Origin of the sequence: Butyrivibrio sp. XPD2006, assembly GCF_000420865.1 — a bacterium.
In the GTDB taxonomy this organism is placed as follows: Bacteria; Bacillota; Clostridia; order Lachnospirales; family Lachnospiraceae; genus Butyrivibrio.
Genome location: NZ_ATVT01000007.1, coordinates 130,099 through 153,921, shown reverse-complemented (window position 1 = coordinate 153,921; position 23,823 = coordinate 130,099). Strand labels below are relative to the sequence as shown.

Below are 23,823 nucleotides of genomic sequence, written 5' to 3'. Positions count from 1 at the left end.
ATGGAGTGAAAACATTGGAATGATGCGCTTTTTAATTGTCCATTCGTAACATGAAAATAGCTATTCATGACATGGATAAAGCCTACGCAAATGTTCTGATGCTATGATTTATGCATAAACAGACAAGAGGATGAAATATGAATAAGTACAGTATAGCAATTTGTGATGATGAAGAGCCAGTGAGATGTCTTTTACGCGAATGGACAAGGACAAGTACACCCGGGGCAGAGGTTAGGGAATACTCGGGTGGCAAAGAGCTGCTAAGGGATATCGATGAAGGCCTTAGGTTTGATGTGTTGTTCCTTGATATTGCCCTGGAGGAGAGTGATGGCTTTGAGACAGCAAAAGAGCTGGAAAAGAAAATAGAGGCAACCGGTAAGAGTATGCGCGCTTCGAGGCCTCTTATCATTTTTGTTACCGGAATCCCTGACAGAATGGGAGATGCGTTTGAGGTAAAGGCTTTTGATTATCTGATAAAGCCGGTTTCAAAAGATATATTTGAGAGTGATCTGCATCGTGCAATTGAGGAGCTGAAGAGGCTTGATGCACAGCTTATATGCGAAACTTCATATCACAACAAAGAAGATTTCATCACAGTTCAGATCGGAAAAGAGTCTGTGACTTTGAGGGTAAAAGACATTCTCTATGTTGAAAGCTCCGGCAGAAAAGCAGTAGTGCGTATGAAGGATAAACGCTATGAAATCTACAGACAGATGTCCGGACTTGAAGAGGAACTTGGAAAAGAATTTTTCAGAATCCACAGGGGATATCTGGTTAATATGGAGCATATTAAAGGGTACTCGAGGTCTGAGGTTCAGGTAGATAACGGGGATTTACTCATCATCTCCAAATATAAATACCAGGAATTTGTAAAAGCATATATGGATTACATATCCTAAAAAGCGGAGGGGTTATGACCGAAGAACAGATAAGGATAGCTCAGCAGTTATACGGAATGATCATGATTCTTATCAGGGGAGCGTTTCTGGGATTGTTTCTGGATCTTTTTCTGGAAAAAGAGATATTGAACAGAGCAAAGATAATTATGATATCAGCAGTCATGACTGTTATCGGGCTAATTCTCTTTGCCATACCGTTCTCCACAAGAGGACTGTACAGCCTCATCGGACTTATCGTCATAGCCATAGTCTTTTGGCTGATCAATCCCAAAGTGCTGCCTCACTCGATATTTGTTTTCTTTTTGTGGAACAATGTCTTTTACGTATGGTATCTTGCAAACTTCGCAATCTTCAATGAAATTACAGATAAGATCACAGGAGCAATTGATTATTCAAAGGAAGGTGCCATAGAGCGTTTGTGGCTTTGGATGTTTGCGCTTATAGTGGCGCAGATTGTCTTTATGGCACTTACACTTTTGGGCGAATATCTGGTAGTAAGAAAACTCTGTCAAAAGAAATATGACATGTCCTGGACGGAAGCTCTTTATCTGTCAGTTTATTCGGCGGTCTCGTACATTATCTGTTACATGATTGCCGATGTCATGGTTGTTCCTTTGGAAAAAGAGGTATTCTTTTTATTGGACGAAAAGAGAGGAATGGTATTTACACTTCCTCTGCTTGCACTGCTACTATTCATAGGCGAGATATCTGCCATTGCTATCTGGCAGAGGTATAGACGGCTCAAGGAAGAGGAACTGCGACTTCAGGAGGAACTTAAACAGCAGGAATTTATCAGGAAGAAGATAGAGTACACAGAAAAATATCATGACCGTATCAGGACGCTCAGGCATGATATGGCCGGAAAACTAATGATACTAAAGAGCTTTTTGGAAAATGAAAGATATGAAGATGCTTCGAAGTTTCTTGGTGAAATGAACATAGAACTGAGCACGAATAGCATGCAGAATTCTACAGGAAACGCAGTCACCGATATAGTGATAAACGAGGCAGCAGGTCAGGCGGACAATCTAAAATGTGAATTTCGGGCGGACTTCTCTTTTCCCAAAGAAAGTGGTATTGGCGCTACAGACGTGGGAATCATATTGAATAACCTGCTTGACAATGCACTGGAAGCTGTGACACTGATCCCGGAAAACGAAAGGTACATAAAACTAACGGGAGAGTTTAAGGAGAACTTTTTCCTGATTAGAGCCGAGAACTCTTTTGACGGAGTGCTGAAAAGAGATGTGGATGGCAATTTAGTGAGCAGGAAGAGACAGCAAACCGATGGAGAGCTTCATGGAATTGGGCTAAAGAGTATGATGAGTATTGCGGATAAATATCTTGGGACAATGGATATCAGTTCAGAGAATAAGGTATTCAAGGTCAGAGTTATGCTCCAAAGCAGAGAAGATGACTATTCACTACATTAAAATGTCCGTTGATGCATCAGCTATTTATCCGGATATATTCATAGTCGATACCTGTAATGTAACAGTAAAGCGCTGGAAGTGTGAGGTGAACAGAATATGAAGATAGCGAGTAGTGATGTTTATTCCAAGGCAAATTACAGCTATCAAAAGGAATTGAAAAGCAGCGGCGCAGGGACAAGCGGATTTTTTGCAGGAATAGTAGAAAAGCATGTAGAGAATGAAAAGGCGGATTATCAGGCAACGGGCAGGATCACAACTGAGGATGGCAGGGAAATCAAGGTGGATGTAGATGTTGCAATGGCGAGGAAGAAAGAGCGCGATACATTTATTGCAATGTCTTCACCAATGGATAGCCTCTTTGACCCACTGATAATAAATACTGGGCAGCAGGCAACTTCACTTAGTGATAAGAAATTTAAGTTTGACCTGGATGCTGACGGAAAGCAGGATGAGATTTCCATGACAAAGGCAGGAAGCGGATTTCTTGCTCTTGATAAAAATGGAGATGGCAAGATAAATGATGGCACGGAGTTGTTTGGTGTTAAGAGCGGTGATGGCTTTAAGGATCTTTCTGAGTATGACAGCGATGGCAATGGATGGATTGATGAGAGTGACGAGGTCTTCGAAAAGCTGCAGGTTTGGAGTAAGACCGATGATGGAAAAGAGGAATTAAAGAGCCTTAAGGAATCGGGAGTAGGCGCGATTTATCTGGGTGCTGAGGATACTGAATTTACAATAGACGGGACGGATGGCGCCCTCGATGGAAAGGTAAGAAAGACCGGCTTTTATCTGAAAGAAGACGGTGGAGCAGGAACTATACAGCATGTTGATCTTGCCATAAAGGGCAGGGAGCCCGAGCTTTTGAGCGCAGCTGAGAAGCTTGACGAATTGCTCGAGAAAATGCGAAGTGAGCGATCTTCGAGAAGGCGGAATAGTAATAATGATAACGCAAGGCGCAGAGCACAGAGAGCAGCAAGGCAAAAGAAGCAGATCGAGGAATGCCAGAAGCGCAAGGAACTCAATAAAGAACTAACGGATAAGGCAATCGAACATAGAAAAATGTTGTACAGTCAACAAAAATGAACCCTGGAGACGGAGTCAGTGGTCCATTTTTGAGCCCTGGGGACGGAGGTGAGGGACCATTTTCAAAATTTTCTGAAAATGGTCCCTCACCTCCGTCCCCAGGGCTCAAAATAGTATAGAATAGATTGTATATAGATGTAGACTTAAAGGGAGGATCAGGCATGCAGATTTCAGACATCGATAACGGCAAGGCATTTGATTGGGGAAATACATCAAAAGACTATGCTAAATACCGTGACATTTATCCTAAGGAGTTCTATGAGTGCATTCTGGATATGGGACTGTGCAAAGACGGCCAGAAAGTGCTTGATATCGGGACGGGAACAGGAGTCCTTCCGCGCAATATGTATAGGTACGGCGCTAAGTGGATTGGGACAGATATCTCGGAGAATCAGATAGAACAGGCAAAAGAGCTTGCAGATCAGCAGGGGATGGACATTGAGTTTTACAAATGTCCTGCGGAAGAAGTCAGCTATCCGGACAATACGTTTGATGTCATCACCGTGTGCCAGTGCATCTGGTATCTGAATGCTGAGATAATAACTGACAGGTTTGCAAAGATGCTTAAACCCGGAGGAAAGCTCCTTATCCTGTATATGGGATGGCTCCCATACGAAGATCCGATTGCCGGTAAGAGTGAGGAAATCATCCTAAAGCACAATCCGAACTGGTCCTCTTACGGAGATACTGTTCATCCGGTTTATGTTCCGGATGCACTATTGTCATCTTTTGACTTGGTGAAAAGAGATGAATTCAGAGTCGATGTGTCTTTTACCAGGGAAGGGTGGCATGGCAGAATGCGTGCGTGCAGAGGAGTTGGAGCGGCTATGAATGAGCAACAGCTTAAGGCTTGGAATAACGAGCATATGCAGATGCTTGAAGAAAATGCTGGGGAAGAATTTGTGGTTAAGCACTATGTGTCTTTTGCGGAACTTCAGGTGAAAAAGAGATAATCAGAGATGAAGTTTGAACTGGACTTGCCGGCAGGGCGTGAAGCTCTGTCGGTTTTTTGTTATAATAAACATGACATACAGATGTCATGTTTGGATTGATATCATATATTCAGAGAGCAGGAAGAGAGCAAAAATGAAGATAGACAGGCTGATCGGGATACTGTCCGTGCTGCTTCGGCAGGAGAAGACTACAGCTCCGGAGTTGGCAGAACGGTTTGAAGTATCAAAGAGAACCATAAACAGAGATATAGAGGATCTGTGTAGAGCCGGGATTCCGATACAAACTACCCAGGGCGCCAACGGCGGAATCAGCATCATGGATGGATACCGGATGGACAGGACTCTTCTTACGTCAAAAGATATGCAGATGATCCTTGCGGGACTCAGGAGCCTTGACAGTATCAGTGGCAGCAGGTACTACGGACAGCTCATGGAAAAGATCAGTGCAGGTTCATCTGAGTTTGTGAGCGGCCGTGATTCCATTCTAATCGATCTCTCGTCCTGGTACCGGGATACGCTTGCTCCCAAGATAGAAACTATACAGAGCGCTATTGAAAACAGGCACATACTGACCTTTAAGTATTACAGCCAGACCGGAGAGAGCAGTCGTAGGATTGAGCCATACTATGTGGTGTTCAAGTGGTCCAGCTGGTACGTTTGGGGATGGTGCCTTAAAAGAAAGGACTTTCGCCTGTTTAAGTTAAACCGAATGGATAAGGTGGGGGAGTCGGCTGCTGAGTTTAAGTGCAGAAGCGTTCCTGCACCGGATCTATCAACTGAAAAGGTGTTTCCGGGTGGAATAAAGGTGAAAGCTCTTTTTACAAAAGACGTGAAGTGGCGCCTGGTAGAAGAGTTTGGCCCTGAGTGCTTCAAAGAGCAGGAGGACGGAAGACTGCTGTTTACGGCGGATTACACGGATATGGAGAACCTTGTGACGTGGATTTTGACCTTTGGAGAAAAGGCAGAGCTTCTTGAACCGAAGGAGGCGCGGGAGAGGCTGGCTACAATTGTCAGGAATATGAATGATGTTTATAAGGAGGTTAAAAGATAATGAGGCTTGATGGATTTGGACTTTTGGTGGAAGACATGGGGAAGATGGTCAGATTCTACAGAGATGTTCTGGGATTTGAGATAAAAGAGGCAGAGGATACCTCCAATGTGTATCTGGTTAAGGATGGGACTCTTTTCCTGCTGTACGGAAGAGGGGACTTCGAGAAGATGACAAACAGGAAGTATGAGTATGTCAAAGGACTTAACGGACATTCTGAGATTGCACTCTATGTGGATACCTTTGAGGAGGTTGATGCTGCATTTAAGAAAGCAGTAGAAGGTGGCGCAACAGTGGTGCTTGAGCCTGAGCTTGAGCCCTGGGGCCAGAGAACCTGCTACATTGCAGACCCGGAAGGCAATCTAATCGAAATCGGCTCCTGGAACAAACCCTACGAAGAGAAGGATAAATAATGGTCCCTGGGGACGGGGGTTAGGGGTCATTTTTTGGCCTTTGGGGACGGAGGTTAGGGACCATTTTGTGGCGAGGATAAAACATGGCATTTGACTATAAAAAAGAATTCAAAGAATTTTATATGCCGGCATCAAAACCTGAAATTGTAACTGTGCCTAAGATGAATTATGTTGCCGTCCGCGGTACGGGCGACCCGAATGAGGAAGACGGTGATTATAAAAGAGCAATTGGTATGCTTTACGCAATTTCTTTTACCATCAAGATGAGTAAAAAGGGTGACCATAGAATTGAAGGATATTTCGATTATGTAGTGCCTCCGCTTGAAGGCTTTTGGTGGCAAGATGGAATTGAAGGCGTGGATTACGCGCAAAAGGAAACGTTCAACTGGATTTCTGTGATACGGCTTCCGGACTTTGTGACAAGAGCTGATTTTGACTGGGCAGTTGCAGAGGCGACGGAAAAGAAAAAGCAGGATTTTTCAAAGGTGGAGTTTATGATTTTGGAAGAGGGCCTCTGCGTCCAATGCATGCATGTCGGACCATACGATGATGAGCCTGCTACAGTTGCGATGATGCATGAGTATATGGAGAAGCAGGGATATGCGCTGGATATCACAGACAAAAGACTTCATCACGAGATCTATTTGAGCGATGCCAGAAAGGTAGCACCTGAGAAACTCAGAACTGTGATCAGACATCCTATAAAACCTAAGGAGGGTTGAACATATGGAATTCATCCGTGTGACAAAAGATAATCTGGAAGAAGAGCACATTTGCTGTGCAATCTCAAACAATAAGGACGTGCAGGTGTCATCCAAGAAGGCTTGGCTGGCAGACAGGTTTGATGAAGGGCTTGTCTTTCTGAAAAGCGCAGAGCGAGGCAAGTGTTTCATTGAATATATTCCTGCTGAGTATGCATGGGTCCCGATTCAGGCGGCCGACTTCATGTACATTGACTGTCTGTGGGTTTCCGGTTCGCTTAAGGGACATGGATACTCAACGGAGCTGCTTGATGCATGTGTCAAGGACAGCAAGGAGAAAGGCAGGGCAGGATTGTGCATTTTGTCTGCTTCGAAGAAAAAGCCGTTCCTGGCTGATCCTAAGTTCCTTACATACAAGGGTTTTAAGGTTTGCGATGAAGCTGACAATGGGATCCAGTTGTGGTATCTGCCTTTTGCTGAAGGCAGCGTGGCACCACAATTCAAAGAAAGCGCAAGGCATCCGCATACAGATGAGACGGGCTATGTTCTGTACTACACGAATCAGTGCCCGTTCAATGCTAAGTATGTACCGGTGCTGGAGCAAACTGCCTCTGAACATAATATCCCATTCAAGGCAATTAGGATAACAACCAGGGAAGAAGCGCAGAACGCACCGACGCCGATTACAACTTATGCATTTTTTTGCGACGGTGAATATGTCACCAATGAGCAGATGAATGACAAAAAGTTTTTGAAGCTGGTAAATGAACCCTAGGGACGGGGGTTAGGGACCATTTTACTCAGACGTTTTACTGTTGTTTCAGAAATGTCCATTAACCTTGCAACCTGTTTAACAGTTAAACCCAAGTTTCTCAACTTGAAGACCAGTCGGTTTCGTTGTGTTTTGTCAAGATTGTTCACTTCAGATGTTGAAGACAGTTTGGATGTAGATAAAAATAAATCCAAAGCTTTTTCATCAGTAAAAAAGAGCTTTTGTTTCTTGTGATCATCAGCGAATAATTCGTCCTCGGCTGGACCTGATTCTTTTGAAAAGAACTTGTGAAGCTCATGTCTGGAACCTGCGATGCTGTCAGCAAGGTCGGTATCAATCAGAGCACTCTTTTGACCATAATACACGTTGTAACTGCTCCAACGATATTCTGAAGGATAACGGCATATGTTAGCCTTGACTGGATTATCGTGAATATACACAAGAGCTGCAAGAAAGGCTCTTTCGTTTTCAATTGTCGTGCTACGGTAACGATCCTGAAAAAGATGTCCTGTACGCAAATATTTATTGTTATACCATTTAACAAATTTTGCCCCAAGGCTTTGGAAGAAACTTGGAAGCTCATCCGAAGGAGAATTTAACAATAAGTGGATATGATTGTCCATTAAACAATATGCATATATCTTAATGTCATATTTCATTTTGCAATCGGAAAGAATATAGATAAACTTTTGATAATCAGAATCTTCTTCGAAGATAAGATGTTGATTAACAGAACGAAGTATGATGTGATATATGCCGGTCGAACTCAAAGTTCTGGGTCTTCTTGGCATTTTTCACTCCTTTGTTCACAGAAGAATTCTGTGATTGATTTATTTAAAGATGCATTATACATTTGTTGAAAAAGAAAAGCAATACATAAAGTAAAAATGGTCCCTACCCCCCGTCCCTAGGGTTCATTTTTTGGCCCAGGGGACGGGGGTTAGGGACCATTTTACGGAGGAGCACGATGCACTTTGTTGAGGCAAAAGGAATACTGACAGAAAATCATGGACGCCATGGAATGAATATTTATCGTGGATGCACTCACGGATGCATATACTGTGATAGCAGGAGCAAGTGCTATCAGTTCAAGCATCCCTTTGAAGATATAGAAGTTAAGCGTAACGCGCCGGAGTTACTTGAAAAGGCGCTCAAATCCAAAAGGCAAAAGTGCATGATAGGAACCGGGGCTATGTCGGATCCGTATATGCACTGCGAAGAGGAACTGAGACTTACCAGGAAATGCCTGGAGATTATAAGACAATATGGATTTGGACTGGCAATCCAAACAAAATCTGATCGCATCCTCCGCGACATAGATATTCTGGATGAAATAAACCATAGCGCCAAATGTGTAGTGCAGATGACTCTCACTACCTACGATGATGATCTGTGCAGGATTTTGGAACCCAATGTCTGCAATACCAAACGAAGGATAGAAGTCATTGAAGAAATGCAGAAAAGAGGCATTCCCACGATAGTATGGATCACACCGATTCTTCCGTTCATCAATGATACCCGGGAAAATATCACAACTATACTTAGCGAGTGCGTTCGCGTAGGTGTTAAAGGCATCATTGATTTTGGCATGGGGCTGACGCTGCGCGAAGGCGACCGGGAGTACTACTACGCAGCTCTTGATAAGCATTTCCCGGGAATGAAGGAGCGTTACATAAGAACCTACGGAAACGCCTATGAATTACCGAGCCCTAACGCAAAAGAGCTGTTTAAGATCTTTAAAAAGATTTGCAATGAAAACAACATCATGTCGAGACCGGAAGACTGCTTTCAGTATATGAATGAATTACCCGACAAGTACGAGCAGATGAGTTTGTTTGACTTGTGAAAATGATGTTTTTTATAACGATTACATATTTACTTAATACAATTTTTATAATCATTTTGTATAATTATAAATAGTGTAGCCGTTGTAAGAAATTTCATGTTTCAATGTGGAGGTATGTCATGAGTGACAATTCGTCTAAAAAAGCAGGCGCATCACCTAAGGCAATCAGTGCCAAGATTTCTGTACTGTTTGTTGCAATGCTTATTATCACAATTTTGGTTGCTGAGGGAATCATTTTTTCTCTTGGTTATTCTATGATCAAGGACCTTATTTACAATTCTTTGGAAAACGAGGTTTCTGTAGATGCCAGTAAGGTAAACAGAGAACTCAATTCTACATTCTATTACCTTAATGCTGTAGCAGATGCTGTTGAGCAGAATGAATTTGCCTCCAATGAAGAGCTGATGGGATATCTTGCGGGAACAGTCGGAAGATATGCACTTCTTCCGACCGGTACGTATGTAATGCTTAATGATAAGACATTTTTGTATCCGGCTGATCCAACATATGAAATAGAAGATTGTACAGAAAATGTTATGTACAAGGAAGCAATGACGTACACTAACAGCTGGTTCTATTACTATGATGTTCCTTACTTTGATAAGGTTACAGGTGGGCTATGTGCATCTGTTATAAGACGTGTTCATCTTAAAGATGGCAGAGAAGGTGCATTTGCAGCAGATATGTTCTTATCCAGCGTTCAGGAAGATCTTGGTAACGTTAAGATATATCAGACAGGCGGAGCCATGATGATCACAGGTCAGGGGCTTTTGCTTACTTATAAAAATGCAGAAGCTTGCGGAAGTAATGTGGCAGATATTAAGGATGACCCATTCCTTACCGCTATTGGCAAGTATGTAGCAACAGAAGCGGGAAAAGAAACTCATGAAGTAGTTAATACTAAGATAAACGGAGAACAGTATTATCTTGCCGCTTCCCAAGTAAGCGGAACAGACTGGTTCGTAATTGCATATGTTAAGCAAAAAGAGGTACTCTCAGCACTTATCAGCCTTGTTGCAATTCTTGCGGTTGTCACAGTTATTGCAGTAGCTGTTGTGATCATTGTAATGAACATAGTTCTTAGAAAACTTATTAAGAACCCTGTTACAAGCCTTACAGGTAATATTGAAAAGATTTCAGGCGGTGACTTTACTGTTGATATTTCCTCCAACGGAAATGATGAGATTGCTTATATGAACAATGCTATGGGCAATTTCGTCAATGGTATGAGGACGTCCCTGAGTGAGATAAAAGATGTTTCCGGCAGACTTCTTGATGATGCACAAAATTCCAAGAGTACAGCTGAAAATCTTGAGGGAGCGGCTAATGAGCAGTCAGCCAGCATGAATCAGATCCGTGAGAATATTGAAAACATGGCTAAGGCTGTAAATGAAGTTGCAGAAAATGCTACAGTTCTTGCTCAGACAGTTGCCAATGTAACAGAGCAGGAAGAGCAGATAGAAGAAACCATGAATGAGCTTGTAACAAAGGCTGATTCCGGACAGCATGAGATGGCAGGCGTTGCTAATGGAATGAACGATATAGTTGATTCCATGAAGGATATGGCGGATGCGGTTTCAAGTGTTGATGAGGCAGCTGAGAAGATCAATCAGATTGTTGACCTTATTAATTCCATTTCTTCGCAGACAAATCTTTTGTCACTTAATGCAAGTATTGAGGCTGCAAGAGCCGGAGAAGCAGGAAAAGGCTTTGCTGTTGTTGCTCAGGAAATCGGTCAGCTTGCTCAGAACTCCGCAGATGCCACAAAGCAGATTGCAGATATTATCAAAGACATGTCTGCAAGAGTTCAGCAGCTTTCGGAAAAATCCGAGACCAATACTCAGATGATCAACTCAAGTGCAGAATCTGTCAATAATGCTGCTTCTACATTTAAGGAAATCACACAGCAGCTGTCAGAAGCCAATGATACACTTATTACAATGGCAGGACAGATGGAAAAGGTTAATGATGTAGCAACAAATATGGCATCAGTTTCTGAAGAACAGTCAGCATCCACTCAGGAGATCGCCGATAATGTTGAAAGAGTTACAGAAGCAGCCAGAGGAGTTGCATCATCCTCAGAGCTTGTTGCAAGTGCAGCGTCCTCAGTATCGGAGGCAGTTGATACCATTAACGGAAACCTTGAGAGATTTACAATTCAGTAAAACAGACGATGATTTCAGCTTAACAAAAGATCCGCGGCATTTGTCGCGGATCTTCTTTTGTACCAAAACTTTCCAATCAGGAAAAAAATATCTTTATAAACTCGAAAAACAGTGTATTAATATAGATAGTTCCTTCTTTTAGAATCATTTATAGAAATGATGAAGATTGGAAGGGACTTTGAAATGAAAGACAAAAAGATCACATACAAAGAGATATGGAAAATCCGAAATTGCAGGAAACTGCTGGCATCAAATCTCATTAACAGATTTGGAGACTCGATTGATAGTATCGCATTTACCTGGCTTGTTTATCAGATCACGGGAAGTGCAGCATGGTCAGCGCTTATATTCGGACTTAATCAGCTTCCCGGCATATTTGTACAACCATTGGCGGGACCTTTTGTAGAGGGCAGGAATAAGAAACGGATAGTCATTGTTACCGACATCTTGCGAGGTCTTACAATTTCAGCATTTGTGGCTTTGTATTATATGAATTTGGTGACACCTGTTCTTATGGCTGCGTTCACAATGCTCATTACAACCGTTGAGTCTTTTAACATACCTGCTTCCTCTGCATTTATTCCGAAACTTATAGATGAGAAACATTATGCGACTGCAACCGGCCTTAACATGACTGCTTCAAAGATATTTGAACTTATAGGAATGGGAGCAGCGGGCGTTATCATTGCTTCACTGGGCGCCGGATGGGCAATGCTCATCGATGCAGCGACATTCTTTATCGGAGCGGCTATCATCGCAACTATCGAATATAAGGGATGCGTGCTTAAAGACAAAGCTATAGAAAACCAGAGCTATGGAACCAAATTTACGGAAGGCTTTAAATATCTCATAGGTAATAAGACAGTACTGTATTTTTGCCTGCTCTGTGTTTTACTTAATTTCATGCTGACACCGCTTAACGGCTTTCTCGCGCCGATCGCTTCAGAAGTTTACGGCATGGACAGTAATTTTATGAGCATCTGCGTAATGCTCATGTCGGGAGCTACGATCATTGCATCACTTGTAATGCCTAAGGTTATCGAGAAGTTCTCTTTTGACTTTCTGGCTATTATGCTGGGATCTGTCATAGGCCTTACCTGCGCAGCACTTTCGATGGGAGGTTTTGTAAAAGGAAATGCAGTTGGAGCATACATGCTGGGAGGCGCATGCTTTATAGTGCTTGGCTTTACTTCAGGCCTTCTCTCGGGCTGCCTTAATGTCACTTTTGTAAAAGCAGTGGATCATGACTACCTCGCCAGGATCGGAGCTGTGTTTAATGCAATTGCCGTCGCAAGTGCCCCTGTTGCTACTTTCATAGTGGGAATACTTGCAGTGTCGATGAGCGTAGCAAAGATCGTTTTTTGCTTTGGCATATTTGGAACACTTATGTTTATAGGGCTTTTCTTTTTCCGAAATCAGAAATCATCAATAGGAGTTTTAGGAAATGAGACATAATCTCTGCGAGAACATCAAGAAATATCGAAAAGACAAAATGCTTACGCAGGAACAGCTGGCTGAGGCGGTTGGAGTAACTGTGGGCACGGTGTCGAAGTGGGAGAACGGGAACTGCATTCCTGACATATCAATGATCATGGAACTTGCCGATTTCTTTGAGATTTCTGTAGATGTCCTTGTTGGTTTTGATACTCCTGCGAAAAAAGTCCCGGAGATGCTAGAGAGGATCAAGGAGCATTACAAAAAGCATGAGATGGATGAAGCTATTATGGAGTGTTCCAAGGCACTGGCCAAGTATCCCAACGATTTTGAGCTCCTTATGATTGCTGCGAACATTCGCTATGTGCTTTGGTATGAGACCGGCGATGAGTCAATGCGGAATCAGGCAAAAGAGCTTTTTCAGAAAGCCAAACTTAACATCCCGGATGACAATCAGAAAAACCGCCATGAATTTGCAATTCTTCACGATCTTGCTGCGCTTGAAAAAGACAAAAAGAAGAAAATCGAGCTTTTGGAATCAATTAACATAAAGGCAATCTGTGACGCGGAAATAGGGGAAGTCTACCGCGATAACAAAGACAATAAAAAAGCTTACGAGCTCTTTTCCGAAGGACTTTATATCAGAAGTATGGATGTGATAAATGTCACGGGGCGCTGGATCGGGCCGCTTATCGATGAGAAGAAGTATGATACTGCCCTTGAACTGATCCTGTATTCTGAGCACATATTGAAAACTCTTTACGAAGAAGATAGAGGCAGCTTCGGGACGAAAATGCTCTCGCACCTGGAGGTGATCAAGGCAGTCGTATACGAAATACTTTCTGAGCATGCTGATATGAAAAAGTCTGTGGACACTGCGATCAGATATGCAAAAGCTTTCGACGAAGCGCCTGCCTATGAACTCAGAAAAGGTGCCAGGTTATGGCTTGGTAAATCGACTAAGGACAATGCTGTTGCTTTCGATGATCAGGGCCCGTCTGCCATAAATGCAATTGAGAATCTGGTAAAAGACTTTGAGAAAGAACACAAGGGCGCCGGAAGGGCGGCAGCGAAAAATGTGCATAAGTACTTGATGGAGAAGGCATATCGATAAAAGGTATGTCTTTTTCTTTTGCTATTGACAATACGCAATGTGTATAATAATATGTGTATACGCAATGAGTATAGAAGATGGATTGAATATTGGCCAAAGGGGGATTGAGGATGGATAGTAAGGATTATCTTATAGAATTAAGAAACAGCACAGGAATGTCCAGGAAGGAGTTCTGCACATATTTCGATATACCGTATCGCACGCTTCAGGACTGGGAACTGGGAAATAGGAAGATGCCGGATTATCTCCTAAGATTGATGGCATATAAGATTGAAATGGAAAAACTTGCGAGGAACAATGAGGAAAATAAAAGAAATGGAGATTGATTATTAGTGGAAAGATTTGATTTAGAAAAACTTGAAAATGCAATTATATATGTAGAGCGCATTGCTGAGGGTAAGAATCCTGTAAATAATACTATAGCTGATAGTGACGACGTGATGAATGATCCCATTATTATCAGAAGCATGTTTTTTATAAAAGATGTACTGGTAGAACTCAAGAATAATAACGGAATTATTGGGAAATCTAAAGGTAGTAAGAAAAAGGAATTCCCGATTGAAACTCTTTCTGACTTCCAATATGTTGAGGTTAAGACAATTACAAGACTGACTGAACAGCTGAATTCCGGAATTGATGAAACGGTATACAAGAAATTATCATACAGGCCAATAACAGACTGGCTTAAGAGAAATGGTTATCTGATCGAAACAGAAGATACTAGGCTTGGCAAGAAAGTTACTTTCACCACAGAGAAAGCTCAGGCTGTAGGTATTACGCATTCGCTTCAGACCAGTATGAGCGGAAACTCATATTACAGAGTTGTATATGATAAAAACGGACAGGAATTTGTTGTACGGAATTTGCCGTCAATGCTTTGAGTGGTTCTTGCTCTGAGTGCTTTATGATTGACTAAAAATTGAGATTATGTTATATATAGCATAAAGAAAGGAGGCGGGCATATATGAGTGATTTACAAGAACTTACCAATGAACTGATGCAGGATCCTGATTTTAAAAAGGAGTATGAAGCGCTTCAGCCGGAAATGAATATAACAAGAGCTATATTAGATGCGCGTATACGAGCCGGAATGACGCAAACGGAATTGGCGGAGAAAAGTGGTATTAGTCAGGCTGATATATGCCGTCTCGAGAAGGGAACAAGGAATCCAAGTATCGCTCTTTTGAAACGCCTTGCGGATGCGATGGACAGTACTCTCAGGATAGAGTTTGTTCCGAAAAAGCTATAGTAAAGAACTATGTATATCATTTGCCTTCTAATACTGCATATGTTAGTATTAGAAGGTCTTAAATATACAGAAAGAACGCTTTGCGTATAGGTGAAGAAATGTTTATCAGATAATTTGGCTTAGGTGAACACGATGTTTTTGATAGCTGCTTACTGCAGCTGTTTTGTGTACGCTTAATCTGGATTATCATGCATTTCATGTCCTATGATATAGGTCTATTTGTGTGAGTCTATTTTGCGTATGCAGAATAGGCTTTTTTGTTTGCAGTGGCAGATGAAACGGGAGGAATTTGATGACAAACAGAAAAATCAGGATTATTCCTTTTGATATGAAATATCTTGAGGACTATTACAAGAACTTTAACGAGGAGATTACCAAATATCAGTGGCCTGACCCCTTTGAGACCATTGAGGATGCAAGAGCCCTTCTTCAGGATTTTCTTGATGAGATGGAAAAAGAGGAAACTCTTGTTTTTGCCGTTGTTGATACTGATGAGAGATTCGTCGGAAGCGTCGAAACGCACGGGCTTTCAGGAGACTGCCCGGAACTTGGAGTGTGGATCATAGAATCCGAGCAGGGAAAGGGCTATGCGTATGAAGCGCTGAAATACATTTTGGACTATGCTAACAGTAAGTACGGCAAGACAGAATTTTTCTACGAAGCCGATGTTCGAAATGCAGGTAGTAACAAGTTACTGAGCAAATTCGCTGACAGTTACGAGATTGAAGCTCTTGATACGGAGGAGCTTGTAACGGATTCCGGAAAAGAGCTAAAACTTCGGGGGAATAGGTTGACCAGAAAGGGGATTGCATGAATTATTTTGTTGAAGGATTACAGGGAAGTGGCAAAAGCACACTTGTAAGGCGGCTCTCGGAGAAGTATCATGACTACAAGGCTGTTTGCGAGGGCGATTATTCTCCTGTGGAGCTTGCGTGGTGTGCTTATGTTGATAAGAAAACTTATGCAGGAATCCTTGATAAGTACAGCGATATCCGCAGTGAGATCATGGAAAAGAGCTATGAAGAAGACGACCACATAATCATCTGCTACACTAAGATCATTACTGACATCCCGGGATTTCACAAGGATCTTGAAAGGTATGAAATTTATAACGGGAATCTTGCACCGGATAGTTTCAGAGAAATTGTTCTAAGAAGGCTTCGGAGCTGGAGCGGAGATAAGTATATTTTTGAGTGTTCTCTTTTTCAAAATATAGTAGAGGACATGATACTGTTCCAAAAATGCAGCGATCAGGAGATTATTGATTTTTACAGGAAAGTGAAAGAAGCTCTTGCCGGCAAGGAATATCAGATCATGTATATCAGGACCGATGACATAGCATCAAACATTGATGTTATAAGGAAGGAAAGGTCGGATGACAAGGGGAATGAGATGTGGTTTCCGCTGATGATGAGCTATTTTGATAATTCTCCTTATGCCCGGGAAAAGAACTTGTCAGGACCAAAGGCATTACTTGACCATTTCAGGCACAGGCAGGAGCTGGAACTTAGGATCTGCAGAGAAGTATTTGAGGGGAAATACTTGGAACTCAAGTCAAAGGAATATTAAAGAAGGTATAGCTAGGTATGCTTACAATTACGAAAGAACAGGGAACTGGAGCGGGCTCTTGGCCGTTTTGCCAAATTCAATGACTGCAAGAGTTTTCAGAAATGATATATCAAAATTCGGAGGAGAGATTGTGACTTATACAGAGATATTCCGTGAGATAGGTAGCATCATGGAGCATGATTCCGCTACATATCCTGATTACGGCGCGGGGGAATATGAAAAGTACTCAGTAATGATAACCAACGACATGGACAGAAAAGAGTTTGTTCATGCTGTTCAGCAGTATTTGGCAGGGTTTAAGGTTTTTGCCCATATTGGCTTTTCAGATGCTGAATTGAAGAACGCCCACTTTTCTGTTATGCGATACGAAGATGTACTTTATGTTACAGAGGCAGATGGTGAAACCGGACTTGTTCCGGGAGACAGAATAACGAAGATTGACGGAATGACTATTCCGAAGATGGCAGATAAAGAAAAGATCATGCTCATGGGTGAGTCTTTGGAACGTCAGGGTATGCTGTGGCCGGCGGTCATTAAGTTTTATAGCACCTTGACGGTAGAGCATGGGGATGGATCCTGCGCAGAGATTCCGGTTAGACTTGGAACAAAACCCGAACCGGCAGAGAGCTATTATTATAAAAGTTATGATAAGGACACTCTGTATTTAAGACTGGCAGATTTTGTTGATGCTGAGGCTATCAGTAAATTGTATGACGAATGCAGGCAGCAGCTCGACAGCTGCAGGAATCTGATAATTGACGTCCGTGATAATGGTGGAGGGGCTGATGGAGCTTTTTTCCCGCTTTTCGAATACTGCTTTCCTGAGGGCGAGCCTGTAAGTAAATATATCAGGCAGGAGTATCCGATTGCCATAAACTATTCAGCAAGAAACTGCGATGACAGACGCAGGCTCCTTAAAAGCTTTTTTGGAGATGCGATTCCCGATGATCTGAAGCCGATGGTTGATAAGATGCTGTCAGACCTTGAGGAAAAATACGGGAAAGGTCTGATTGAGGAGAAGGATGAACCACCGCTTGATATGTGCGGAAGAAAGGATCCCGAAAGGGTCTTTGTCATTACTGATGAGAGATGCGGCTCCTCGGGAGATGCTTTCGTGGAAGCAATGTCTTTTTCACCGAAGGTAACCGTAGTGGGCAGGCCGACAAGTGGAATCACTGATTATTCCAACGTAAATATGGTTGAATTTGGTGACTTTAAGCTGACTTATCCAACCTCCAGAGATACACGGATCGATCATGGCAAAGGCCTTGGTCAAAAGGGTGTTCCGGTTGATGTTTATATACCGTGGAAGCCTGAGAATATCGGAAAAGACGTTGAACTTGAATATGTTCTGGATCAGATAGAAGCAGCAAGAGCATGATCTTTTCTGAAAAGATGATATTGGAGGATGTTTAAAGCTATGGGAAGAGTAGTTGCCATCAGTGGTGGGGAACTTGATACTACTGAAAAACTAAATATATACGCACTAAAGCTATCCGGAAAGGAAGCACCAAATGTGCTGTTTATCGGGACAGCCAGCATGGATTCGGATGGTTATTTCATAGGCATCAAGACTGCATTTGGCAAGCTGAATTGTAATGTAAAAAACCTGCCGTTGACTAAGGGTGAGCTGAGCTCTGATGAAATCGACAGCAGACTTGAATGGGCTGATGTTATTTATGTAGGTGGTGGCGATACAAGAACAATGATGGGAATCTGGAAACAGCATTCATTGGATAAGAAGTTAAAAGAAATATATGAGAACGACACAGCTGTTTTGACCGGCCTCAGTGCAGGTGCCATATGCTGGTTTAAATCCGGACACAGTGACAGCGACAGCTTTACCGGAGGCGAAGATTGGAAATACACGATTGTGGATGGAATGCTGGGAATATTTCCATATTGCTTTTGCCCTCATTACAATGAGGAGGGAAGAGAATCTTTTGACATAATGATCTCAGACACCGAGTATGACGGACTGGCTCTGGAAAATGAAACTGCATTCGTGGAAGCCTCCGGGCAGCAGTTTATTATTGGATCGCGCCCAGGTGCAAAAGCATGGCTGTTTTCAGATCATACAAAGAAGGAGCTGGAAGTGATTCCTGTTGAAAAAATGGTCCCTTGACTCCGTCCCCAGGGACCAAAAAGGAGCAAAGATAAATGATAAGAATACTATTCGTCTGCCACGGCAGGATTTAATGCCAAAGCAAAGAATGGCGGAAATAAGCCATTTGTGGGCAGAGTAGTATCTGATTTACACCTTGTTTACACCTTTTAAGGTGAACTACTCGATGAATGATGAGAGCACTCTGTGTGATGCAGAGTGCTTTTTCTTAGGTTAGTAGCAAATAAAGTAGCAAAAAGAGAACAGATATGATGCCTAACTATTTTATAGATAAACTATTTAATTACATCATCAATTGCTTAATTGCATCATTTTCGCAAAAATGATGCAATTAACGTTGACGATGAGTATAATGAGTGTTATTATTTAAATGCATCATTATATCCGCTTATGAGTAAATTGATGTATAAATGAGGATATTAAAATGAGAAATTTTGATTACAGTAAAAAATGGGAAAAACTACTGACACCGGAAATAGTGGCACTTCTTACACAGATTCATGAGTATAAAGGCGAGCAGTCTCTTTTTATAGAAGCGAAGGCAGATACGCTGACACAGCTTGTGGAGATTGCAAAGATTCAGAGTACAGAGGCATCCAACAAGATTGAAGGTATCTATACTTCCGATGCGAGACTGAAAGCACTAGTTAAAGATAAGACTACGCCTAAGACGAGAAACGAGCGCGAAATAGCCGGATACAGGGATGTGCTTAATACAATCCATGAGAGTCATGATTATATTTCGATAAGACCAAATATGATCCTACAGCTTCATAGAGATCTTTATAAATTTGAAGGTTATGATATTGGCGGAAAGTATAAAGCAGCTGATAACGTTATTGAGGAAGAGGACGAACATGGCAACAAATTTGTAAGATTCAGGCCGGTTCCTGCATGGGAAACGCCCGAGGCAATCGAGAATCTTTGTAATGAATTTGACAAAGCTCTCGGGATCGGAACAATAGATCCGCTTCTTCTGATACCAATGTTTATACTGGATTTTTTATGCATCCATCCGTTTAATGACGGCAACGGAAGAATGAGCAGACTGCTTACATTGCTGACGCTGTATAGGGCTGGATACATCGTAGGAAAGTACATCAGTATCGAGCATCTGATTGAAAAGACTAAAACATCATATTATGAGTGCCTGCAGGAAAGTTCTCTTAACTGGCATGAGGAAGAGAATAATTATGTTCCGTTTGTACAGTATATGCTTGGTGTTGTAGTGGCCGCATACAGAGATTTCTCTGACAGAGTAGAGACATTGGTTGCAAGCGGACTTTCAAAACCGGAGCGCGTGGCTGAATTGATAAAAAATACTTACGGCGAGATCACGAAGTCGCAGATCATGGAAAAATGCCCTGACATAAGCCGCATAACTGTTGAGAGGGCACTGTCAGAACTTCTGTCATCGGAAAGCATAATAAAGATTGGTGGCGGCAGATATACAAAATACGTTTGGAACAGAGATAAGGAATAAAGGAGAACGATAATGACCGGAGAACTTGGTAATAAGATTGATAGTTTGTGGGAAATCTTTTGGAACGGCGGAATCACAAATCCGCTCGATGTTGTTGAGCAGATGACATACCTCATGTTTATAAAGGATCTGGATGATACAGATAACCTCCGCGCAAAGGAAGCTGCCATGCTTGGGCTTTCTTACAAGAGCATATTTGCAGATGAAGTTGAGATCGGAGACCGTAAGGTTGATGGTAATCAGCTTAAGTGGTCTACCTTCCACGACTTCCCGGCACAGAGAATGTATTCAGTTGTCCAGGAATGGGTATTCCCTTTTATAAAGAATCTTCACGGAGACAAGAACTCTGCCTATAGCAAATACATGGATGACGCAATCTTTAAGGTGAACACTCCTTTGATGCTCTCCAAGATTGTTGATGCTATGGATGAAATATATTCCATGATGGAAGAACTACACCAGACAGACATCCGTGGTGATGTATATGAGTACCTTCTTTCTAAGATTGCTCAGTCCGGTGTTAACGGCCAGTTCAGAACACCGAGACACATCATCCGTATGATGGTAGAGATGATGGATCCGAAGCCTACAGACTTTATTTGCGATCCGGCTTGCGGAACTTCAGGATTCCTTGTTACCAGCGGAGACTACTTAAGAGAAAAATACAAGAAGGAAGTACTTCTTGATAAACAGAACAGAAATCATTTCATGAACGACATGTTCCATGGATATGATATGGACAGAACCATGCTCCGTATCGGTGCCATGAATATGATGACTCATGGAGTAGAAAATCCGTTTATCGAGTATCGTGACAGTTTGTCTGACCAGAACCCTGATAAGGATATGTATTCCCTTATTCTGGCAAATCCACCGTTTAAGGGCAACCTCGATGCAGATACCGTATCAACAGACCTTCAGAAGGTATGTAAGACCAAGAAGACAGAGCTTTTGTTCCTTGCGCTGTTTGTAAGAATGCTTAAGATTGGTGGAAGGTGTGCTTGCATCGTTCCTGACGGAGTACTCTTTGGATCTTCCAATGCTCATAGGGCTATAAGAAAGGAAATCGTAGAAAATCAGCGACTTGAAGCAGTAATCTCTATGCCCTCCGGTGTGTTTAAGCCATATGCCGGTGTTTCTACAGGAATACTTATCTTTACTAAGACAGGACATGGCGGAACAGACGATGTATGGTTCTATGATATGACTGCTGACGGCTTCAGTCTTGATGATAAGCGTACTGAAATCAAGGATAACGATATCCCTGATATCATCAGCCGCTTCAAGAATCTTGAAGCTGAAAAAAACAGAAAACGTACGGACAAGTCCTTTATGGTTTCCAAGAAGGAAATTGCTGATAATGATTATGATCTCTCTATTAACAAGTACAAAGAAGTTGAATATGTAGCGGTAGAGTATCCGCCTACATCAGAGATTATGGCAAATATCAGAGAAATTGAGAAGCAGATTAGCCAAGAAATGGATGAGCTTGAAAAACTTCTTACTGTGTAACTGTAGTGTCCTTCGGGACAAGAATAAATTGAGATTTGTAGGGATGATCGATGGAAAAAATACTATTAGAAGATTGCTGTGAAATACTGGATTCGATGCGTGTTCCAATTACATCATCCGATAGAGTTGAAGGTCCATATCCATATTATGGAGCAAATGGGATTCAAGATCACGTAGCAGAATATATATTTGATGATGAACTTGTACTTCTTGCAGAAGATGGTGGGAATTTCGGATCCAAGGAACGATCTATAGCATACAGAGTATCAGGAAAGTGTTGGGTTAATAATCATGCTCATGTACTTAAACCCAAAGACGGCTTAGACGTTGATTATTTGTGCTATTCTTTAATGTTTTATGACGTGGGAGGCATGGTTAATGGTGCGACAAGGCAAAAGTTAACACAAGCAGCTATGCGTCAGATGCTGATACCCAAGAGATCAATAACGGAACAGCAGTACATTGTTAAGCTGCTTGGAAAAGTTGTTTCAATAAAAGAAGAACGTAAGCATCAGTTAGAAGAACTTGATAACCTCATCAAAGCCCGATTTGTCGAGCTCTTTGGTGATTTGGAAAAAAATGATAAAGGATGGGATGAAAGACCGCTGTTGGATGTATGTAATCAATTAAAGAGATATCCGACATTTTGTAATATGGATTATTTGGAACAGGGGACAAGGGTTATCAGAATCGGCAACATTCTTTTAGATGGGCACATGGATGCAGATGATAATAACTATGTTTTTGTGTATGACACTGTTAATGAGGACTTTCCGGATACAGTAATATCAATAAACGATATAGTCATGGCTGTACGAGGAGATGGATCAGCAGCAAAAAGAATAGGAATTATCCAAGAAGAAAAACTAGTAGGTGCGAATATTAGCCCTAATCTTATAAGGATTCAAGCAAATTCAGGGGTGGTGGCACCATTGTTTTTATTTCATTATCTTATTAGCGAAGTTGGACAAAAAAGGCTTGATTCGTATGTAAATAAGACTGCTAAGAAAAATATTGCTGCTAAAGATATAGCCAAAGTTAAGACACCTGTCCCAGAGATGAGGCTACAAAATGAGTATGTTGAGTTCGTAAAACAAGTCGATAAATCAAAAGTTGTAGTACAGAAATCATTAGACGAAACACAGAAACTATTTGATAGTTTAATGCAAGAGTATTTTGGTTGATCAAAATGAAAAAAAGAGAACACTATGTTCCCAGAATGGTTTTAAAGAATTTTTGTATCGAAGATGAACCGGGTAAATGTTGGGAATATAATCTACATAATAAATCTTTTTCAAAGAAGAGGATTGAAGAACTATGTGCACAGAATTATCTATATGAGATAAGAGATGATAAAGGTGACTTTTTTTATGACAAAGGGAAAAATGCAGTAGAGAATGGCTTTGGCCAACTCGAATCAGAATTTACTCCCTTTCTAGACACTCTTATAAACCGGCTAGAGTATGAGAATACTCTTACAATTTCAAATAATGATTTAGAGTTATTGTATACTTGGATTTCTTTTTTACTGATACGCAATCCGATAATATTTCATGCTTTACCGTTTGCCGCTAAAGAGATAGGGATAAACATAGAAAATAAGCTTAGTAAATCATACAGCTTTATTGAAGTGATGCCGTATTTATTAGAAAGATTCACAAACGACTTAAAAAACGGGCATATAGAATTCTATAAAGCAGTTAACGAGTTCAATTTTGTGATGTCAGACATACCAATAATAATAAAAGAATTTCCGTTACATCATTATTGTTATTATCCATTATCCTCGAGATTTGCTATGGCCATAAAAAAACCAGTAACTGTTGTTACAGACATTCATAAATGTAATGTTAAAATGCTTAATAATTATGAAGTGATGAAACGGAATTATATGATGTTTGACGCCTTGATGAATTCTTATGAAAGTGATCTTGCTTTTGGGAATTCACTGATAGCAAACAATGAAATTGTTTTAAGACAAATGATATTGCCCGGTGTTTAATTTGAGATTTGTAGGGATGATA

The 23,823-nt window shown here is 41.5% G+C and carries 24 protein-coding genes; 23 read left to right on the top strand and 1 reads right to left on the bottom strand.

The genetic code is table 11. The features are described 5' to 3' along the window. Nucleotides 1–137: 137 nt before the first annotated feature. From G590_RS0109935 to G590_RS0109895, 8 genes are all read left to right on the top strand, one after another. On the top strand, nucleotides 138–899 hold the full coding sequence (locus G590_RS0109935; protein WP_022765512.1) for a LytR/AlgR family response regulator transcription factor: 762 nt from the start codon (nucleotides 138–140) through the stop codon (nucleotides 897–899). A gap of 14 nt (nucleotides 900–913) precedes the next feature. Further along, the gene (locus G590_RS0109930; protein ID WP_022765511.1) at nucleotides 914–2,332 is read left to right on the top strand and encodes an ATP-binding protein; all 1,419 of its coding nucleotides are present in this window, start codon (nucleotides 914–916) and stop codon (nucleotides 2,330–2,332) included. 96 nt (nucleotides 2,333–2,428) lie between these two features. Further along, on the top strand, nucleotides 2,429–3,415 hold the full coding sequence (locus tag G590_RS20605) for a hypothetical protein (protein ID WP_022765509.1): 987 nt from the start codon (nucleotides 2,429–2,431) through the stop codon (nucleotides 3,413–3,415). A gap of 161 nt (nucleotides 3,416–3,576) precedes the next feature. Continuing rightward, nucleotides 3,577–4,368 carry a class I SAM-dependent methyltransferase gene (locus tag G590_RS0109915; protein WP_022765508.1) on the top strand — a complete coding sequence of 264 codons (792 nt, stop codon included), beginning with the start codon at nucleotides 3,577–3,579 and terminating at the stop codon, nucleotides 4,366–4,368. Between the two features lie 133 nt (nucleotides 4,369–4,501). Further along, on the top strand, nucleotides 4,502–5,419 hold the full coding sequence (locus G590_RS0109910) for a helix-turn-helix transcriptional regulator (protein ID WP_022765507.1): 918 nt from the start codon (nucleotides 4,502–4,504) through the stop codon (nucleotides 5,417–5,419). Further along, nucleotides 5,419–5,829, top strand: a complete 411-nt coding sequence (locus tag G590_RS0109905) for a VOC family protein (RefSeq protein ID WP_022765506.1) — start codon at nucleotides 5,419–5,421, stop codon at nucleotides 5,827–5,829. Before G590_RS0109910 ends, G590_RS0109905 begins: the two co-directional genes overlap by 1 nt. An 83-nt stretch (nucleotides 5,830–5,912) precedes the next feature. Continuing rightward, a complete protein-coding gene (locus tag G590_RS0109900; protein ID WP_022765505.1) occupies nucleotides 5,913–6,551 on the top strand; it encodes a GyrI-like domain-containing protein in 639 nt (212 codons plus the stop codon). A gap of 4 nt (nucleotides 6,552–6,555) precedes the next feature. Beyond that, complete coding sequence (locus G590_RS0109895; protein ID WP_022765504.1) at nucleotides 6,556–7,305, top strand: GNAT family N-acetyltransferase; 750 nt, start codon at nucleotides 6,556–6,558, stop codon at nucleotides 7,303–7,305. Here G590_RS0109895 and G590_RS0109890 read toward each other — a convergent pair. After that, nucleotides 7,302–8,093: a transposase gene (locus tag G590_RS0109890; RefSeq protein ID WP_022765503.1), complete on the bottom strand. Its 792-nt coding sequence runs from the start codon at nucleotides 8,091–8,093 to the stop codon at nucleotides 7,302–7,304. The genes G590_RS0109895 and G590_RS0109890 overlap by 4 nt on opposite strands. A 176-nt stretch (nucleotides 8,094–8,269) precedes the next feature. On the opposite strand from G590_RS0109890, the gene G590_RS0109885 reads away from it, so the two are divergent. The 15 genes from G590_RS0109885 (at nucleotide 8,270) to G590_RS0109815 (ending at nucleotide 23,801) form a co-directional block, all read left to right on the top strand. Then, nucleotides 8,270–9,148, top strand: a complete 879-nt coding sequence (locus tag G590_RS0109885; RefSeq protein WP_022765502.1) for an SPL family radical SAM protein — start codon at nucleotides 8,270–8,272, stop codon at nucleotides 9,146–9,148. A 119-nt stretch (nucleotides 9,149–9,267) separates the two neighbouring features. Further along, a complete protein-coding gene (locus G590_RS0109880; protein WP_022765501.1) occupies nucleotides 9,268–11,313 on the top strand; it encodes a methyl-accepting chemotaxis protein in 2,046 nt (681 codons plus the stop codon). A 183-nt stretch (nucleotides 11,314–11,496) separates the two neighbouring features. Continuing rightward, the gene (locus G590_RS0109875; RefSeq protein WP_022765500.1) at nucleotides 11,497–12,768 is read left to right on the top strand and encodes an MFS transporter; all 1,272 of its coding nucleotides are present in this window, start codon (nucleotides 11,497–11,499) and stop codon (nucleotides 12,766–12,768) included. Then, nucleotides 12,758–13,861, top strand: a complete 1,104-nt coding sequence (locus tag G590_RS19095; RefSeq protein WP_022765499.1) for a helix-turn-helix transcriptional regulator — start codon at nucleotides 12,758–12,760, stop codon at nucleotides 13,859–13,861. The genes G590_RS0109875 and G590_RS19095 overlap by 11 nt, the downstream gene beginning before the upstream one ends. Before the next feature lie 110 nt (nucleotides 13,862–13,971). Continuing rightward, nucleotides 13,972–14,187 carry a helix-turn-helix domain-containing protein gene (locus tag G590_RS0109865; protein WP_022765498.1) on the top strand — a complete coding sequence of 72 codons (216 nt, stop codon included), beginning with the start codon at nucleotides 13,972–13,974 and terminating at the stop codon, nucleotides 14,185–14,187. Between the two features lie 6 nt (nucleotides 14,188–14,193). After that, nucleotides 14,194–14,742, top strand: coding sequence for a hypothetical protein (locus G590_RS0109860; RefSeq protein ID WP_022765497.1), 549 nt, complete (start codon nucleotides 14,194–14,196; stop codon nucleotides 14,740–14,742). Nucleotides 14,743–14,825: 83 nt separating this feature from the next. Next, entirely contained in the window at nucleotides 14,826–15,110 is a 285-nt protein-coding gene (locus G590_RS0109855) for a helix-turn-helix domain-containing protein (protein WP_022765496.1), read from the top strand. Nucleotides 15,111–15,402: 292 nt separating this feature from the next. Continuing rightward, nucleotides 15,403–15,924: a GNAT family N-acetyltransferase gene (locus G590_RS19090; RefSeq protein ID WP_051142134.1), complete on the top strand. Its 522-nt coding sequence runs from the start codon at nucleotides 15,403–15,405 to the stop codon at nucleotides 15,922–15,924. Next, complete coding sequence (locus tag G590_RS21540; RefSeq protein WP_022765494.1) at nucleotides 15,921–16,679, top strand: hypothetical protein; 759 nt, start codon at nucleotides 15,921–15,923, stop codon at nucleotides 16,677–16,679. The genes G590_RS19090 and G590_RS21540 overlap by 4 nt, the downstream gene beginning before the upstream one ends. A gap of 130 nt (nucleotides 16,680–16,809) precedes the next feature. Then, a complete protein-coding gene (locus tag G590_RS0109840) occupies nucleotides 16,810–18,060 on the top strand; it encodes a S41 family peptidase (RefSeq protein WP_196802481.1) in 1,251 nt (416 codons plus the stop codon). A gap of 39 nt (nucleotides 18,061–18,099) precedes the next feature. Next, nucleotides 18,100–18,804 (top strand): peptidase E, encoded by a 705-nt coding sequence (locus G590_RS0109835; RefSeq protein WP_022765492.1) that lies wholly within the window; start codon nucleotides 18,100–18,102, stop codon nucleotides 18,802–18,804. Between the two features lie 424 nt (nucleotides 18,805–19,228). Next, nucleotides 19,229–20,287: a Fic family protein gene (locus G590_RS0109830; protein WP_026494066.1), complete on the top strand. Its 1,059-nt coding sequence runs from the start codon at nucleotides 19,229–19,231 to the stop codon at nucleotides 20,285–20,287. A gap of 12 nt (nucleotides 20,288–20,299) precedes the next feature. Continuing rightward, nucleotides 20,300–21,799 carry a class I SAM-dependent DNA methyltransferase gene (locus tag G590_RS0109825; RefSeq protein ID WP_330361673.1) on the top strand — a complete coding sequence of 500 codons (1,500 nt, stop codon included), beginning with the start codon at nucleotides 20,300–20,302 and terminating at the stop codon, nucleotides 21,797–21,799. 50 nt (nucleotides 21,800–21,849) lie between these two features. Then, on the top strand, nucleotides 21,850–22,983 hold the full coding sequence (locus G590_RS21075) for a restriction endonuclease subunit S (RefSeq protein WP_081641046.1): 1,134 nt from the start codon (nucleotides 21,850–21,852) through the stop codon (nucleotides 22,981–22,983). Between the two features lie 5 nt (nucleotides 22,984–22,988). Further along, nucleotides 22,989–23,801 carry a DUF4238 domain-containing protein gene (locus G590_RS0109815; RefSeq protein WP_155828743.1) on the top strand — a complete coding sequence of 271 codons (813 nt, stop codon included), beginning with the start codon at nucleotides 22,989–22,991 and terminating at the stop codon, nucleotides 23,799–23,801. The last annotated feature ends 22 nt before the right edge of the window (nucleotides 23,802–23,823 follow it).

Excerpts from the sequence above, each read along its gene's own strand:
- G590_RS0109815 (WP_155828743.1), top strand. The coding sequence starts at position 22,989 with ATGAAAAAAAGAGAACACTATGTTCCCAGAATGGTTTTAAAGAATTTT.
- G590_RS0109930 (WP_022765511.1), top strand. The coding sequence starts at position 914 with ATGACCGAAGAACAGATAAGGATAGCTCAGCAGTTATACGGAATGATC.
- G590_RS21540 (WP_022765494.1), top strand. The coding sequence starts at position 15,921 with ATGAATTATTTTGTTGAAGGATTACAGGGAAGTGGCAAAAGCACACTT.
- G590_RS0109895 (WP_022765504.1), top strand. The coding sequence starts at position 6,556 with ATGGAATTCATCCGTGTGACAAAAGATAATCTGGAAGAAGAGCACATT.
- G590_RS0109915 (WP_022765508.1), top strand. The coding sequence starts at position 3,577 with ATGCAGATTTCAGACATCGATAACGGCAAGGCATTTGATTGGGGAAAT.
- G590_RS0109935 (WP_022765512.1), top strand. The coding sequence starts at position 138 with ATGAATAAGTACAGTATAGCAATTTGTGATGATGAAGAGCCAGTGAGA.
- G590_RS20605 (WP_022765509.1), top strand. The coding sequence starts at position 2,429 with ATGAAGATAGCGAGTAGTGATGTTTATTCCAAGGCAAATTACAGCTAT.
- G590_RS0109875 (WP_022765500.1), top strand. The coding sequence starts at position 11,497 with ATGAAAGACAAAAAGATCACATACAAAGAGATATGGAAAATCCGAAAT.
- G590_RS0109880 (WP_022765501.1), top strand. The coding sequence starts at position 9,268 with ATGAGTGACAATTCGTCTAAAAAAGCAGGCGCATCACCTAAGGCAATC.
- G590_RS0109855 (WP_022765496.1), top strand. The coding sequence starts at position 14,826 with ATGAGTGATTTACAAGAACTTACCAATGAACTGATGCAGGATCCTGAT.
- G590_RS0109890 (WP_022765503.1), bottom strand. The coding sequence starts at position 8,093 with ATGCCAAGAAGACCCAGAACTTTGAGTTCGACCGGCATATATCACATC.
- G590_RS19090 (WP_051142134.1), top strand. The coding sequence starts at position 15,403 with ATGACAAACAGAAAAATCAGGATTATTCCTTTTGATATGAAATATCTT.
- G590_RS0109835 (WP_022765492.1), top strand. The coding sequence starts at position 18,100 with ATGGGAAGAGTAGTTGCCATCAGTGGTGGGGAACTTGATACTACTGAA.
- G590_RS0109885 (WP_022765502.1), top strand. The coding sequence starts at position 8,270 with ATGCACTTTGTTGAGGCAAAAGGAATACTGACAGAAAATCATGGACGC.
- G590_RS0109825 (WP_330361673.1), top strand. The coding sequence starts at position 20,300 with ATGACCGGAGAACTTGGTAATAAGATTGATAGTTTGTGGGAAATCTTT.
- G590_RS0109865 (WP_022765498.1), top strand. The coding sequence starts at position 13,972 with ATGGATAGTAAGGATTATCTTATAGAATTAAGAAACAGCACAGGAATG.
- G590_RS0109830 (WP_026494066.1), top strand. The coding sequence starts at position 19,229 with ATGAGAAATTTTGATTACAGTAAAAAATGGGAAAAACTACTGACACCG.
- G590_RS0109900 (WP_022765505.1), top strand. The coding sequence starts at position 5,913 with ATGGCATTTGACTATAAAAAAGAATTCAAAGAATTTTATATGCCGGCA.
- G590_RS19095 (WP_022765499.1), top strand. The coding sequence starts at position 12,758 with ATGAGACATAATCTCTGCGAGAACATCAAGAAATATCGAAAAGACAAA.
- G590_RS0109910 (WP_022765507.1), top strand. The coding sequence starts at position 4,502 with ATGAAGATAGACAGGCTGATCGGGATACTGTCCGTGCTGCTTCGGCAG.
- G590_RS21075 (WP_081641046.1), top strand. The coding sequence starts at position 21,850 with ATGGAAAAAATACTATTAGAAGATTGCTGTGAAATACTGGATTCGATG.
- G590_RS0109905 (WP_022765506.1), top strand. The coding sequence starts at position 5,419 with ATGAGGCTTGATGGATTTGGACTTTTGGTGGAAGACATGGGGAAGATG.